Genomic DNA, 14,313 nt, shown 5'->3' with positions numbered 1-14,313 from the left:
TGACACCCGGCCCCGGCCGCCCGGTCCCGCCGTCAGATCCCGGCGGCCGAGCGCAGGGCCTCGACGCGGTCGGTGCGCTCCCACGTGAAGTCGGGCAGCTCACGGCCGAAGTGCCCGTAGGCGGCGGTCTGGGCGTAGATGGGGCGCAGCAGGTCGAGGTCGCGGATGATCGCGGCCGGGCGCAGGTCGAAGACCTCGGAGATGGCCTGCTCGATGCGCTCGGGGGCGACGGTGGCGGTGCCGAAGGTCTCGACGAAGAGGCCCACCGGCTCGGCCTTGCCGATCGCGTACGCGATCTGCACCTCGCAGCGGCCCGCGAGGCCCGCGGCCACGACGTTCTTGGCGACCCAGCGCATGGCGTAGGCGGCCGAGCGGTCCACCTTGGAGGGGTCCTTGCCGGAGAACGCGCCACCGCCGTGCCGCGCCATGCCGCCGTAGGTGTCGATGATGATCTTCCGGCCGGTCAGCCCCGCGTCGCCCATGGGGCCGCCGATCTCGAAGCGCCCCGTGGGGTTCACCAGCAGCCGGTAGCCCTCGGTCTGGAGCTTGATGCCCTCGTCGCGCAGCAGCTTCAGCTCGGCCTCGACGACGAACTCCCGCACGTCGGGCGCGAGCAGCGAGTCCAGGTCGATGTCGGCGGCGTGCTGGCTCGAGACCACGACGGTGTCGAGGCGGGCGGCGCGGTCGCCGTCGTACTCGATGGTGACCTGCGTCTTGCCGTCGGGGCGGAGGTAGGGGATGGTGCCGTTCTTCCTGACCTCGGAGAGCCGGTGCGACAGGCGGTGCGCGAGGCGGATCGGCAGCGGCATCAGCTCGGGCGTCTCGTCGCACGCGTAGCCGAACATCAGGCCCTGGTCGCCCGCGCCCTGCCGGTCGAGCTCGTCCTCGTCGCCCTCGACGCGCGCCTCGTAGGCGGAGTCGACGCCCTGGGCGATGTCGGCCGACTGCGAGCCGATGGACACCGAGACGCCGCACGAGGCGCCGTCGAAGCCCTTCTTCGACGAGTCGTAGCCGATGTCAAGGATCTTCTCGCGCACGAGCTGCGCGATGGGCGCGTACGCCTTGGTGGTCACCTCGCCGGCGACGTGCACGAGGCCGGTGGTGATCAGCGTCTCGACCGCGACGCGTGAGGCGGGGTCCTCCCGCAGGAGCGCATCCAGAATGGTGTCACTGATCTGGTCGGCGATCTTGTCTGGATGACCCTCGGTGACGGATTCCGAGGTGAAAAGACGGCGGGACACATCGCTCCCTTGGGTTGCAGCGGCTGCTGACTGGCTACGGATGCCGATGACACCCTAACGGCCCGGCCGCCGAAGGGGGTAGAGGCAGCCCGTACCGTAAGTACGCGCCCCGGCTCACGCGCCGGCGGACGCGCCCCTCAAGAGGCGGGCCACGGCGTCCCAGATCTCGTCCGCCAGCGCCTCCTTGGGGCCGTGCGGCACCGGCGTCTCGCCGCCGTCCGCGGCCAGGAGCACCGCCTCGTTCTCCTCGGCGCCGAAGGCGCGGTCCTCGCCCACCTGGTTGACCACGAGCAGGTCGCAGCCCTTGGCGGCGAGCTTGGCGCGGCCGTTGGCCAGGACGTCGTCGGTCTCGGCGGCGAAGCCGACGACGACGCGACCCGGGGTCTTCGCCGAGGACAGCTCGGCCAGGATGTCGGGGTTGCGGACGAGGGCGATGGGGTCGGGGTCCCTGCCGGGCACCTTCTTGATCTTGCTCTCGGCGCGGGCCGCGGGCCTGAAGTCGGCGACGGCCGCCGCCATGACCACGGCGTCGGCGTCCGCGGCGGCCTTGAGCACGGCCTCGCGCAGCTCCGACGCCGTGGTGACGCGCACAAGATCGGCGCCCGCGGGGTCGGGGAGCGCGGCGTTGGCCGCGACCAGGGTGACGCGGGCGCCGCGGGCGACGGCCGTGCGGGCGAGGGCGTAGCCCTGCTTGCCCGACGAGCGGTTGCCCAGGAAACGCACGGGGTCAAGGGGCTCGCGCGTGCCGCCGGCGCTGATCACGACGTGGCGGCCCGCGAGGTCGGGGGCCACGGCCCCGGGGCCGCGCGCCAGGACGCGGCGGCAGATCTGGAAGATCGCCTCGGGGTCGGGCAGCCGCCCCTTGCCGGTGTCGGCGCCCGTGAGCCGCCCCTCGGCGGGCTCGATGACGACGGCGCCGCGGCGGCGCAGCGTCGCGACGTTCTCCTGGGTGGCCGGGTGCTCCCACATCTCGGTGTGCATGGCGGGCGCGAACACCACGGGGCAGCGCGCGGTCAGCAGGACATTGGTCAGCAGGTCGTCGGCCCGGCCCCCGGCGGCCCTCGCGAGGACGTCGGCGGTGGCGGGGGCGATGACGACGAGGTCGGCCCGCTTGCCGATCCGGACGTGCGGGACCTCGTCGACGTCGTCCCAGACCTCGGTGGCCACGGGAGCCCCTGAGAGCGCGGCCCAGGTGGCGGCGCCGACGAAACGCAGGGCCGAGGCCGTGGGCACGACGCGGACCGCGTGCCCCGACTCGGTGAAGCGCCGCAGCAGCTCGCACGCCTTGTAGGCGGCGATGCCGCCGCCCACCCCGAGCACGACTTCGGGCTGATCCATCGCTCGCCCCTTCCGCGGGTCCTGGCCCGCTCGGCAGACATCACGGCAGACGCGAGGCCCGGCAGCGGGAGCTGCCGGGCCTCGTGAAGGGAACCCTCGGGCGCCGCGCGCCCCGGCCGGTGACGGCCTCAGTCCGTGGCGCCCTCGACGGCCTCGGAGGTCAGCAGCCCGGCGTTGATCTCACGGAGCGAGATGGAGAGCGGCTTCTCGTGCACATGCGTGTCCACGAGCGGGCCGACATACTCCAGCAGGCCCTCGCCGAGCTGCGAGTAGTACGCGTTGATCTGGCGGGCGCGCTTGGCCGCGTAGATCACCAGGCTGTACTTCGAGTCGGTCGCCTCAAGCAGCTCGTCGATCGGCGGGTTGATGATGCCCTCGGGCGTGGTGATGGAAGAGGACACGCTCTGCCTTCCGCTGGATGTCCGCGGGAGGACGTTCGCGATACCCCGCGGTGACATATGGGTCAACGAATCAAGGCTAGCAGCTCCGCGGCGACGTCCTCGACCGAGGTGTTGACCAGGGTGACGTCGAACTCGGGCTCGGCCGCCAGCTCCGTCCTGGCCACGGCGAGGCGGCGTTCGATCACCTCGGGCGGCTCGGTGCCGCGGCCCGTGAGGCGGCGGACCAGCTCGTCCCAACTGGGCGGCGCGAGGAACACGAGGCGGGCCTCCGGCATGGAGTCGCGGACCAGTCTCGCGCCCTGGAGGTCGATCTCGAGGAGCACCGGCTTCCCCGCGTCGAGCCGCTCGAGCACGGCGCGGCGGGGCGTTCCGTAACGGTGCCCGGCGAACTGGGCCCACTCGAGCAGCTCGCCGTTGGCGATCAGCTTGTCGAACTCCCCGTCGTCCACGAAGTAGTAGTGCACGCCGTGCCGTTCCCCGGGGCGCGGCTTCCGCGTGGTCGCGGAGACGGACAGCCACACCTCGGGGTGGGCCTTGCGGAGATGGGCGACGACCGTGCTCTTGCCGACCCCTGAGGGGCCGGAGAGCACGGTCAGTCGCGGACGATCGGTCATGCGGCGATTATCCCGCCTCCCACGCCGACGAGGAAAATCCGGTCGGCGGGCGCGGGACGTCAGGCCTTGCTGGTGCCGAACTCGCGCTCGAGCGCGGCGATCTGGTTGGACCCGAGCCCGCGGACCCTGCGGCTCTCGGAGATGCCGAGCCGCTCCATGATCTGGCGCGCGCGGACCTTGCCGACGCCGGGCATCGACTCGAGCAGGGCACTGACCTTCATCTTGCCGATGACGTCGTTCTCCTGGCCCTGCTTGATGACCTCGTGCAGCGATGCGCCTGAGTGCTTGAGCCGATTCTTGACCTCGGCGCGCTCCCGGCGAGCCGCTGCGGCCTTCTCAAGCGCGGCTGCGCGCTGTTCAGGGGTAAGGGGCGGTAGAGCCACGCCTACGTCACCTCGGTTGTCGAACGTGTCGGATACGGAACGGTGAGGAACCTAGTAGCCCCGCACCGGGGGAGCAACGAGCGACGCTCGGGTGCTCCGCTCTCGACGGAGACTAGCGGCCGTCACCGCAATAAGTCAGGGAGAATCGACAAAAACTCCAGGTCAGATGGAGAGCGTCACCGACATTTCCGGGCATATACCTACGGCTGGCGCCTCATCGCCACGGCTCGTGACGCTCAGGCACCGGTGAATCGGGCCACTTCGGCGGCCTGGCGCTCCGCCGCGGCACGCAGTGCCGCCACCTCGGGGCCGTGCCGCAGGACGCCACGGCTGGTGCTCGGCACGACGTTGCGCAGCACCCCGCCGAAGACGCGCGGGAGATCGGCCGCCGTGGCGCCCTGGGCGCCGAGCCCCGGCGCGAGCAGCGGGCCGTTGATCGCCAGGTCGGCCCCCGCCTCTTCGAGGGTGGCGCCGACGACCGCGCCGAACGAACCGAGCGGCGTGGCGCCCGCGTTGTCCGCCGCGAGCCGGTCGAGCACGCCCTGCGCGACGCTCAAGCCCCCCGCGGATGTGGCGCGTTGGACCTCGGCGCCCTCGGGGTTGGAGGTGAGCGCGAGGACGAACACGCCGCAGCCGCCAGCCGCCGCGAGGTCGAGGGCGGGGCGCAGCGCGCCGTAGCCGAGGTAGGGGCTGACGGTGACGGCGTCGGAGAACAGCGGGGAGCCCTTGTCCAGGAACGCGCCGGCGTACGCCGCCATCGTCGAGCCGATGTCGCCGCGCTTGGCGTCCATGATCACCAACGCCCCGGCGGCGCGCGCCTCGGCGACGGTGCGCTCGAGGACGGCGATGCCGCGCGAGCCGAAGCGCTCGAAGAACGCCGACTGCGGCTTGAGGACCGCCACACGGTCGGCCAGCGCCTCGACGGCCGTGGCGCAGAAGCGTTCGAGGCCGCCGATGTCGTCGCCGAGGCCCCACTCGGTGAGCAGCGCCGGGTGCGGGTCGATGCCGACGCACAGCGGGCCGCGCGCGTCCAACGCGCGGCGCAGCCTGGCGCCGAACGGCTCGGGTGCGGTCATCGGGTGCGGTCCCTTCCCTCGGCGCCGACGGCGTCGGCGAGCGTCGCGTACGGGCTGGCCGCCAGGCGCTCGGCCAGGCCGCGGTGGATCGCGCGGGCCCAGCCGGGTCCGGCGTAGACGAAGCCGCTGTAGCCCTGGATCAGGGTCGCGCCCGCGAGGATGCGCCGCCAGGCGTCATCGGCGGTCTCGATGCCGCCGACGCCGACGAGCGTGAGCCGGTCCCCGGCGCGCGCGTGGAGGCGGCGGAGCACGGCGAGCGACCTGTCGCGCAAGGGGGCGCCCGACAGTCCGCCCGCGCCGGTGGAAACCACCGTGCGCGGGTCCGTGGCCAACCCGTCACGGGACACGGTGGTGTTGGTGGCGATGACGCCGTCGAGCCCGGCCTCGACGGCGAGGTCGGCGACGGCGTCGACGTCCTCGTCCGCCAGGTCGGGCGCGATCTTCACCAGCAGCGGAACGCGCCGCCCCGGCGTGGCCCGGTCGGCCGCCGCGCGGACCGCGGCGAGCAGCGGGCGCAGCCGGTCGGTGGCCTGGAGGTCGCGCAGGCCCGGGGTGTTGGGCGAGGAGACGTTGACCACGAGGTAGTCGGCGTGGGCGGCGAGCCGCTCGGCGGCGGCGGCGTAGTCGGCCGCGGCCTCCGCCTCGGGAACGACCTTGGTCTTGCCGATGTTGACGCCGACGACCGGGCCGTGGCCGGGCCTTCGGGCCAGGCGGGCGGCGACGGCATCGGCGCCGTCGTTGTTGAAGCCCATGCGGTTGACCAGGGCGCGGTCGGGGGCGAGCCGGAAGAGGCGGGGGCGCTCGTTCCCCGGCTGGGGGCGCGCGGTGACCGTGCCGACCTCGACGAAGTCGAAGCCGAGCGCGGCGAGCGGGCCGATGCCGACGGCGTTCTTGTCGAACCCGGCGGCGAGGCCGAAGGGGCCCGGCAGGTCGAGCCCGAGGGCGCGCACGCGCAGCTCGGGGTGTGCGGGCGCGTAGGCGGCGCGCACCACGGCGCGCGGCCCGGGAACGCGCCCAGCCGCGCGGATCAGCCCGAAGGCGGCGCGGTGGGCGCGCTCCGGGTCGAGCCGGCGCAGCACGGCGTTGAACAGCAGTCCATAGGCGGACATCGCGGTCAGCCCTTCCGCGCGGCGGTCAGGTCGCGCGCGTGGTCCTGGAGGGAGCGCACGCCGACCTCTCCGCGCCCCAGCGCGTCGATGCCCTGGACCGCGGCGGACAGCGCCTGGACGGTGGTGAGGCACGGGACGCCGCGGGCGACGGCGGCGGTGCGGATCTCGTATCCGTCGAGCCGACCGCCCGTGCCGAAGGGGGTGTTGATGATGAGGTCCACCTGGCCTTCGTGGATGAGCTGGACGATGGTGGGCTCGCCGTCGGGGCCAGGGCCCTCGCTGTGCTTGCGCACGACGGTGGCGCTGATCCCGTTCCGCTTGAGCACCTCGGCGGTGCCCTCGGTGGCCAGCAGCGTGAAGCCGTGCTCGGCCAGGGCGCGGGCGGGGAAGATCATGGCGCGCTTGTCGCGGTTGGCGACGGAGACGAACGCCCGGCCCTTGGTCGGCAGCGCGCCGTACGCGCCCGCCTGGGACTTGGCGTACGCCGTGCCGAACACCGTGTCGATGCCCATGACTTCGCCCGTGGAGCGCATCTCGGGCCCGAGCACCGTGTCCACGCCACGCCCGTGCGCGTCGCGGAAGCGTGACCAGGGCATCACGGCCTCCTTGACGGAGATCGGCGCGGTCAGCGGCAGCGTCCCGCCGTCGCCGGTCGGCGGCAGCAGGCCCTCGGCGCGCAGCTCCGCGACGGTGGCGCCGAGCGAGACGCGGGCGGCGGCCTTGGCCAGCGGCACGGCGGTGGCCTTGGAGGTGAACGGAACGGTGCGCGAGGCGCGGGGGTTGGCCTCGAGGACGTAGAGGATGTCGCCCGCGAGCGCGAACTGGATGTTGATCAGGCCCCGCACGCCGACGCCCCGCGCGATGGCCTCGGTCGACGACCGCAGCCGCGTGATGTCGCTGGCGCCCAGGGTGATCGGGGGCAGGGCGCACGCGGAGTCGCCCGAGTGGATGCCCGCTTCCTCGATGTGCTCCATCACGCCCCCGAGGTAGAGCTCGTGGCCGTCGAAGAGCGCGTCCACGTCGATCTCGATGGCGTCGTCGAGGAACCGGTCGATCAGGACCGGGTGTTCGGAGATCAGCCCGGCGTGGTGCTCCAGGTACTCGGCGAGCGCGGGCTCGTCGTAGACGATGCGCATGCCGCGCCCGCCCAGGACATAGCTGGGGCGCACCATGACCGGGTAGCCGATGCCCGCGGCGATGGTCTTGGCCTCGTCGAACGAGAACGCCGTGCCGTACTTGGGCGCGGGCAGCCCCGCCTCGGCGAGCACCCGCCCGAACGCCCCCCGCTCCTCGGCCAGGTCGATCGCCTCGGGCGACGTGCCGGCGATGGGCACGCCGTTGTCCTTGAGCGCCTGGGCGAGGCCGAGCGGGGTCTGGCCGCCGAGCTGGACGATGACCCCGGCGACGGGCCCGGCCTGGGTCTCGGCGTGCACGATCTCCAGGACGTCCTCCAACGTGAGCGGCTCGAAGTAGAGCCGGTCGGAGGTGTCGTAGTCGGTGGAGACGGTCTCGGGGTTGCAGTTGACCATCACGGTCTCGTAGCCCGCGTCGCTCAGCGCGAAGCACGCGTGGACGCACGAGTAGTCGAACTCGATGCCCTGGCCGATGCGGTTGGGCCCTGAGCCCAGGATGATCACGGCGGGCCGCTCGCGCGGGGTGACCTCGGTCTCCTCGTCGTAGGACGAGTAGAGGTACGGGGTGCGCGCGGCGAACTCGGCGGCGCACGTGTCCACCGTCTTGTACACCGGGCGCACGCCCAGCGCGTGCCTGACCTCGCGCACCACGTCCTCGCGCAGCCCGCGGATGGCGCCGATCTGCGCGTCGGAGAAGCCGTGCCGCTTGGCCTCGGTGAGCAGCTCGGGCGAGAGCCGCTCCGCCGCGCCGAGCGCGTCGGCCGTCTCCTTGATGAGGAAGAGCTGATCGACGAACCACGGGTCGATGCGGGTGGCCTCGAACACCTCATCGGGGGTGGCGCCCGCGCGGATGGCGCGCATCACGGTGTTCAGCCGACCGTCGGTGGGGATGGCGGCCTTGGCCAGCAGGGCGTGCCGGTCGCCCAGCTCCCTCGGGTCGCCGGGGCCCGAGCCGAAGTCGAACTGCGACCCGGACTTCTCGACCGAGCGCAGCGCCTTGTTGAGGGCCTCGGTGAAGTTCCGGCCGATGGCCATGGCCTCGCCGACCGACTTCATCGTGGTGGTCAGGGTGGCGTCCGCGGCCGGGAACTTCTCGAACGCGAACCTCGGCACCTTGACCACCACATAGTCGAGCGTGGGCTCGAACGACGCGGGCGTGCGCTCGGTGATGTCGTTGGGGATCTCGTCGAGCGAGTAGCCGATGGCGAGGCGGGCGGCGATCTTCGCGATCGGGAAGCCCGTGGCCTTGGACGCGAGCGCGGAGGAGCGGGACACCCTGGGGTTCATCTCGATGACGACGACGCGGCCGTCCTCGGGGTTGACGGCGAACTGGATGTTGCAGCCGCCCGTGTCGACGCCGACCTCGCGGATGACGGCGATGCCGATGTCGCGCAGGATCTGGTACTCGCGGTCGGTGAGGGTCATCGCGGGGGCGACGGTGATGGAGTCGCCGGTGTGGACGCCCATGGGGTCGAGGTTCTCGATGGAGCAGACCACGACGACGTTGTCGTTCCGGTCGCGCATCAGCTCGAGCTCGTACTCCTTCCAGCCGAGGATGGACTCCTCGAGGAGCACCTCGGTGGTCGGCGAGAGCTCGAGGCCCTGCCCCGCGATGCGGCGCAGCTCCGCCTCGTCGTGCGCGAAGCCCGAGCCCGCGCCGCCCATGGTGAACGAGGGGCGCACCACCACGGGGTAGCCGCCGAGCTCGGCGACGCCCGCGAGCGCGTCGTCCATCGAGTGGCAGATGACCGAACGCGCCGACTCGCCATGGCCCGTGGCCGCGCGGACGGCGGTGACGACGTCCTTGAACCGGTCGCGGTCCTCGCCCTTGCGGATCGCGTCGACGTCGGCGCCGATCAGCTCCACGCCGTGCGCCGCCAGGACGCCCGACTCGTGGAGCGCCACCGCGGTGTTGAGCGCGGTCTGGCCGCCCAGGGTGGGCAGCAGCGCGTCGGGGCGCTCCTTGGCGATGATCCGCTCGACGAACTCCGGGGTGATCGGCTCCACATACGTGGCGTCGGCCATCTCGGGGTCGGTCATGATCGTGGCGGGGTTGGAGTTGACCAGGATGACCCGCAGCCCCTCGGCCTTGAGGACGCGGCACGCCTGGGTGCCCGAGTAGTCGAACTCGGCCGCCTGGCCGATGACGATCGGGCCCGAGCCGATGACCAGGACGGACCGGATGTCGGAGCGTTTAGGCACGCTGGCCCTCCATCAGTGCGGTGAAGCGATCGAACAGGTAGGCGGCGTCGTGGGGTCCGGCCGCCGCCTCGGGGTGGTACTGGACGCTGAACGCCGGGCGGTCGAGGAGCCGCAGCCCCTCGACGACGTTGTCGTTGAGGCAGACATGGGAGACCTCGACACGGCCGAACGGCGTCTCGGACACCTCGCCGACCGGGGCGTCCACGGCGAAGCCGTGGTTGTGCGCGGTGACCTCGACGCGGCCCGTGGCCAGGTCCTTGACCGGCTGGTTGATGCCGCGGTGGCCGTACTTGAGCTTGAACGTGCCGAACCCCAGGGCGCGGCCCAGCACTTGGTTGCCGAAGCAGATGCCGAACAGCGGCGTCGACCGCTCCAGCACGCCCCGCATCAGGTCGACGGGGTGGTGGGCCGCGGCGGGGTCGCCCGGGCCGTTGGAGAAGAACACCCCGTCGGGCTCGGCCGCGTAGACCTCGTCCACCGTGGCCGTGGCGGGCAGCACATGGACCTCGACGCCGCGCTCGGCCATGCGGCGCGGGGTCATGCCCTTGATGCCCAGGTCGACCGCGGCAACGGTGAAGCGCTTCTCCCCCACCGCGGGAACGACGTACGGCTCCGTGGTCGCGACCTCGGCGGCCAGGTCGGCGCCCGTCATCACCGGGGCGGAGCGGACGCGTTCCAGCAGGGTCGCGTGGTCACCGAGCGCGGGCCCGGAGAACACTCCGGCGCGCATGGCGCCGCGCTCGCGCAGGTGCCGGGTCAGCGCGCGGGTGTCCACGCCGCTGATGCCGACGACGCCCTGGGCGGCCAGCTCGTCGTCGAGGGAGCGCACGGAACGCCAGTTGGAGGGCGTGCGCGCCGGGTCGCGCACGACGTAGCCCGCGACCCAGATGCGCCGTGACTCCGGATCCTCGTCGTTGACACCGGTGTTGCCGATGTGCGGGGCGGTCATCACGACCACCTGGCGGTGGTACGAGGGGTCGGTCAGGGTCTCCTGGTAGCCGGTCATGCCGGTGGCGAAGACGGCCTCGCCGAACGTCTCGCCGACCGCGCCGTAGGCCCGGCCGTGGAACGCGCGGCCGTCCTCGAGGACGAGCACGGCTGGGGTGGTGGTCATCGGGCACCTTCCGGGGCGGTCTCTGGGGCGGCGGTCTCTCGGGCGGCGGTCTCGGGCACCGGCGGGTCGAAGGGGGAGAACGGGCCGAGCGCGTCGAGCCAGTCGGCGTGCCCGGCGGCGCGGTCGGAGCGGAACCCCGAGTCGAGCAGCCGGTCGCCGTGCGACCAGGTGATCACCAGCAGGGCGCCCTCGGTCAGCACCTTGCCCGCGATGCCCTTGTCCAGGCGTGCGCCGCGGATCCGGTCGGCCGGGATGAGGAACCCGGCGGCGCCCGGGCGTTCCACGGCCACGCCCGCGTCGGTGAGGGACAGCTCGGCGCGGCTCCGCGCGCCAAGACCTTGCGCAACGATGCGGTCGAGCCAGCGCCCCGCCGTGGTCGTCCCGTGGTATCTGCCGCTCAGCCGCAGCGCGGGCGCGCCGCCCTCCTCGGGGAGCGGGGCGAGCGGCGGCAGGTCGCCCTGGAGGGTGGCCCGCCACTTCCAGCCCTCGCGCATCAGCCAGTAGACCAGGGCGACGAAGAGCAGCAGCCCGACGACCCAGGCGATCCTGGCGGCCCAGTCGGTGACCTCGGCGGAGCGGCGCTCGACCTCCTCGGCGGCGAGCAGGGCGGGGCGGAGGACGGGGTGGAGGGCGGCGCTCATGCCAGCTCACCGTCCAGGACGGTGGCCCGCCCGCGCAGGAACGTGTGGACCACGCGCCCCGGCAGCTCGAGGCCGCGATACGGGGTGTTGCGGCTGCGCGAGACGAACGCGGTCGGCTCGACGACGGCGCGGTGCGCGGGGTCGACCAGCGTCAGGTTGGCGGGCTCCCCCGGGGCGATCGGGCGGCCGTGCCCGGCCAGGCGGCCGATGGCGGCGGGCCGCGCGGACATCCGGTCGGCGACGGCCGCCCAGTCGAGCAGGCCCGTGTCGACCATGGCGTGCTGCACGACGGAGAGCGCCGTCTCCAGGCCGATCATGCCCATGGCGGCGGCGCCCCACTCACAGTCCTTGTCCTCGTGGGGGTGCGGGGCGTGGTCGGTGGCCACACAGTCGATGGTGCCGTCGGCCAGCGCCTCGCGCAGCGCCAGCACGTCGGCCTCGGTGCGCAGCGGTGGGTTGACCTTGAAGACCGGGTCGTAGGAACGCACCAGGTCGTCGGTGAGCAGCAGGTGGTGCGGGGTGACCTCGGCCGTGACGTTCCAGCCCTTGGACTTGGCCCAGCGCACCAGCTCGACGGAGCCCGCGGTGCTCAGGTGGCACACGTGGACCCGGGAGCCGACATGGGCGGCGAGCAGGACGTCGCGGGCGATGATCGCCTCCTCGGCGACGGCGGGCCAGCCGGTCAGGCCGAGCTCGGCGGAGACGACGCCCTCGTTCATCTGGGCGCCCTCGGTCAGCCTCGGCTCCTGCGCGTGCTGGGCGATCACGCCGTCGAACGCCTTCACGTACTCCAGGGCGCGGCGCATGATCACCGCGTCGTCGACGCACTTGCCGTCGTCGGAGAACACCACGACGCCCGCGGCCGAGTCGTGCATCGCGCCCAGCTCGGCGAGCTGCTTGCCCTCGAGGCCCACGGTGACGGCGCCCACCGGCTGCACGTCGCAGTACCCGGACTCCCGGCCCAGGCGCCACACCTGCTCGACGACGCCCGCGGTGTCGGCGACCGGGAACGTGTTCGCCATGGCGTGCACCGCGGTGAAGCCGCCCGCGGCGGCGGCCCTGGTGCCGGTGAGGACCGTCTCCGAGTCCTCACGGCCCGGCTCGCGCAGATGGGTGTGCAGGTCGACGAGACCCGGCAGCAGGACGAGCCCCGCCGCGTCGATCACCCTCGCGCCCTCGGCGGGCAGCCCGGTGCCGACCTCGGCGATCGCGCCGCCGTCGATCAGGACGTCCCCCGGCGCCCCACCAAGGACGTGGGCGCCACGGATCAGGGTCCGCTGGGTCTGGCTCATGCTGGCTGTCCGTTCTCGTCGGATCGGGTGGTGTCGGCGGGTGTGGTGTCGGCGGGGCCCGCGCCGCCGAGCAGCAGGTAGAGCACCGCCATGCGGACGCTGACGCCGCCCGAGACCTGCTCGACGGCGGTGCAGCGGGGCGAGTCGGCCACCTCGGCGGTGATCTCCATGCCCCGGTTCATCGGGCCTGGGTGCATCACGACGGCGTGCTCGGGCATGCGCGCCATCCGGTCGCCGTCGAGGCCGTAACGCCTGGCGTACTCGCGCTCGGTCGGGAAGTAGGCGGCGTTCATGCGCTCGCGCTGGACGCGGAGCATCATCACCGCGTCCGACTTGGACAGCACGGAGTCGAGGTCGTAGGAGACCGCGCAGGGCCAGTGGGCGACGCCGATGGGCAGCAGCGTCGGCGGGGCGACCACGGTGACCTCGGCGCCCAGCGTCGTGAGCAGGTGGAGGTTGGAGCGGGCCACCCGGCTGTGCAGGATGTCGCCGACGATGGTGACGCGACGGCCCTCGAGGTCGCCCCCGACGCCGCCGTTCGGCCCCTCGGTGAGCCTGCGCCGCAGCGTGAACGCGTCAAGCAGCGCCTGCGTGGGGTGCTCGTGCGTGCCGTCGCCCGCGTTGACCACGCAGCCGCCGATCCAGTCGGACGTGGCCAGGCGGTGCGGGGCGCCCGAGTCGTGGTGCCTGATGACCACGGCGTCGGCGCCCATGGCCTCGAGGGTCAGCGCGGTGTCCTTGAGCGACTCGCCCTTGGAGACGGACGAGCCCTTCGCCGAGAAGTTGATCACATCGGCGGAGAGCCGCTTGGCGGCGGCCTCGAAGGAGATCCGGGTGCGGGTGGAGTCCTCGAAGAAGAGGTTGACGACGGTGCGACCGCGCAGGGTCGGCAGCTTCTTGATCGGCCGGTCGGCGACGCGGGCCAGCTCCTCGGCGGTGTCGAGGATCAGGACCGCGTCGTCACGGGTGAGATCGGTGGCCGAGATGAGGTGACGCTTCATCTGGTGCCTTCCGTGGGTGTCTTCCGCGGCGTGCGGGCGCGGGTGAGGGAAGCGTGGTGTCGGCGTGCGGGGATCCGGGGCGGCGAAGGGGGCTACCGCTCGCCGGACGGGGCGGGCTCGCGCACGCCGAGCAGCACGCCGTCGCGGCCGTCCTCCTCGGTGAGCTGCACCTTGACCGTCTCGCGCAGCGAGGTGGGGATGTTCTTGCCGACGTAGTCGGCGCGGATCGGCAGCTCGCGGTGGCCGCGGTCCACCAGGACCGCCAGCTGCACCGCCCGTGGGCGGCCGATGTCGCCCAGGGCGTCGAGGGCGGCGCGGATGGTGCGCCCCGAGAACAGCACGTCGTCCACCAGGACGACGAGCCGCCCGTCGACGCCCTCGCCAGGGATGTCGGTGCGCGCCAGGGCGCGCGCCGGGCGCAGCCGCAGGTCGTCCCGGTACATCGTGATGTCGAGGGAGCCCACGGGGAGCGGGAGCTCGGTGATCTCGCGCAGCTTGTCGGCCAGCCGCCTGGCCAGGAAGACGCCCCGGGTCGGAATGCCGAGGAGCACCACGTCGTCGGCGCCCTTGGCGCGCTCGACGATCTCGTGGGCGATGCGGGTGAGGGCCCGCGCGATGTCGGGGCCCTCGAGAACGGTGCGCGCCGCGGCGGAGGGGGCGGGCACGGAGGGCTGGGTGTCGGGCGTTGAGTCCATGGAAGTGCGGACCTCCTTCCCCGCCTCACGGGACGGGTCTTAAAGGACGTCGGTCGAACGCCCCGAGCGTACC

General features: G+C 72.9%; 13 protein-coding genes. All 13 read right to left on the bottom strand.

Features of this window, described 5'->3' with window-relative positions; all coding sequences use genetic code 11:
* Positions 1 to 32 precede the first annotated feature (32 nt).
* Positions 33 to 1,241: a methionine adenosyltransferase gene (gene metK, locus D7318_RS01505; protein WP_120694961.1), complete on the bottom strand. Its 1,209-nt coding sequence runs from the start codon at positions 1,239 to 1,241 to the stop codon at positions 33 to 35.
* Positions 1,242 to 1,355: 114 nt separating this feature from the next.
* Complete coding sequence (gene coaBC / locus D7318_RS01500; protein ID WP_120694960.1) at positions 1,356 to 2,579, bottom strand: bifunctional phosphopantothenoylcysteine decarboxylase/phosphopantothenate--cysteine ligase CoaBC; 1,224 nt, start codon at positions 2,577 to 2,579, stop codon at positions 1,356 to 1,358.
* A 128-nt stretch (positions 2,580 to 2,707) separates the two neighbouring features.
* Positions 2,708 to 2,980: a DNA-directed RNA polymerase subunit omega gene (rpoZ, locus tag D7318_RS01495; RefSeq protein ID WP_049564394.1), complete on the bottom strand. Its 273-nt coding sequence runs from the start codon at positions 2,978 to 2,980 to the stop codon at positions 2,708 to 2,710.
* Positions 2,981 to 3,042: 62 nt separating this feature from the next.
* Complete coding sequence (gene gmk / locus D7318_RS01490) at positions 3,043 to 3,594, bottom strand: guanylate kinase (RefSeq protein ID WP_120694959.1); 552 nt, start codon at positions 3,592 to 3,594, stop codon at positions 3,043 to 3,045.
* A gap of 59 nt (positions 3,595 to 3,653) precedes the next feature.
* On the bottom strand, positions 3,654 to 3,977 hold the full coding sequence (locus D7318_RS01485; protein ID WP_049564398.1) for an integration host factor: 324 nt from the start codon (positions 3,975 to 3,977) through the stop codon (positions 3,654 to 3,656).
* A gap of 236 nt (positions 3,978 to 4,213) precedes the next feature.
* Complete coding sequence (pyrF, locus tag D7318_RS01480; protein WP_120694958.1) at positions 4,214 to 5,053, bottom strand: orotidine-5'-phosphate decarboxylase; 840 nt, start codon at positions 5,051 to 5,053, stop codon at positions 4,214 to 4,216.
* The gene (locus D7318_RS01475; protein WP_120694957.1) at positions 5,050 to 6,162 is read right to left on the bottom strand and encodes a quinone-dependent dihydroorotate dehydrogenase; all 1,113 of its coding nucleotides are present in this window, start codon (positions 6,160 to 6,162) and stop codon (positions 5,050 to 5,052) included. Before D7318_RS01475 ends, pyrF begins: the two co-directional genes overlap by 4 nt.
* Positions 6,163 to 6,167: 5 nt before the next feature.
* Positions 6,168 to 9,497, bottom strand: a complete 3,330-nt coding sequence (carB, locus tag D7318_RS01470) for a carbamoyl-phosphate synthase large subunit (RefSeq protein WP_120694956.1) — start codon at positions 9,495 to 9,497, stop codon at positions 6,168 to 6,170.
* The gene (gene carA / locus D7318_RS01465) at positions 9,490 to 10,611 is read right to left on the bottom strand and encodes a glutamine-hydrolyzing carbamoyl-phosphate synthase small subunit (protein ID WP_120694955.1); all 1,122 of its coding nucleotides are present in this window, start codon (positions 10,609 to 10,611) and stop codon (positions 9,490 to 9,492) included. The genes carB and carA overlap by 8 nt, the downstream gene beginning before the upstream one ends.
* Complete coding sequence (locus tag D7318_RS01460) at positions 10,608 to 11,252, bottom strand: PH-like domain-containing protein (protein ID WP_230423238.1); 645 nt, start codon at positions 11,250 to 11,252, stop codon at positions 10,608 to 10,610. Before D7318_RS01460 ends, carA begins: the two co-directional genes overlap by 4 nt.
* Positions 11,249 to 12,544, bottom strand: coding sequence for a dihydroorotase (locus D7318_RS01455; protein ID WP_120694954.1), 1,296 nt, complete (start codon positions 12,542 to 12,544; stop codon positions 11,249 to 11,251). The genes D7318_RS01460 and D7318_RS01455 overlap by 4 nt, the downstream gene beginning before the upstream one ends.
* Complete coding sequence (locus D7318_RS01450) at positions 12,541 to 13,545, bottom strand: aspartate carbamoyltransferase catalytic subunit (protein WP_120694953.1); 1,005 nt, start codon at positions 13,543 to 13,545, stop codon at positions 12,541 to 12,543. The genes D7318_RS01455 and D7318_RS01450 overlap by 4 nt, the downstream gene beginning before the upstream one ends.
* Positions 13,546 to 13,637: 92 nt before the next feature.
* The gene (pyrR, locus tag D7318_RS01445) at positions 13,638 to 14,240 is read right to left on the bottom strand and encodes a bifunctional pyr operon transcriptional regulator/uracil phosphoribosyltransferase PyrR (protein WP_120694952.1); all 603 of its coding nucleotides are present in this window, start codon (positions 14,238 to 14,240) and stop codon (positions 13,638 to 13,640) included.
* Positions 14,241 to 14,313 lie beyond the last annotated feature (73 nt).

Source organism: Streptomyces radicis (assembly GCF_003626575.1).
Taxonomy (GTDB): Bacteria; Actinomycetota; Actinomycetes; order Streptomycetales; family Streptomycetaceae; genus Streptomyces; species Streptomyces radicis.
Note: the sequence above shows the minus strand (reverse complement) of the source record. Positions and strands in the feature narration are given on the sequence as shown.

Coding starts and splice junctions, on each gene's coding strand:
- coaBC (WP_120694960.1), bottom strand. CDS start 2,579: ATGGATCAGCCCGAAGTCGTGCTCGGGGTGGGCGGCGGCATCGCCGCC.
- gmk (WP_120694959.1), bottom strand. CDS start 3,594: ATGACCGATCGTCCGCGACTGACCGTGCTCTCCGGCCCCTCAGGGGTC.
- pyrF (WP_120694958.1), bottom strand. CDS start 5,053: ATGACCGCACCCGAGCCGTTCGGCGCCAGGCTGCGCCGCGCGTTGGAC.
- D7318_RS01475 (WP_120694957.1), bottom strand. CDS start 6,162: ATGTCCGCCTATGGACTGCTGTTCAACGCCGTGCTGCGCCGGCTCGAC.
- carA (WP_120694955.1), bottom strand. CDS start 10,611: ATGACCACCACCCCAGCCGTGCTCGTCCTCGAGGACGGCCGCGCGTTC.
- D7318_RS01460 (WP_230423238.1), bottom strand. CDS start 11,252: ATGAGCGCCGCCCTCCACCCCGTCCTCCGCCCCGCCCTGCTCGCCGCC.
- D7318_RS01455 (WP_120694954.1), bottom strand. CDS start 12,544: ATGAGCCAGACCCAGCGGACCCTGATCCGTGGCGCCCACGTCCTTGGT.
- D7318_RS01450 (WP_120694953.1), bottom strand. CDS start 13,545: ATGAAGCGTCACCTCATCTCGGCCACCGATCTCACCCGTGACGACGCG.
- pyrR (WP_120694952.1), bottom strand. CDS start 14,240: ATGGACTCAACGCCCGACACCCAGCCCTCCGTGCCCGCCCCCTCCGCC.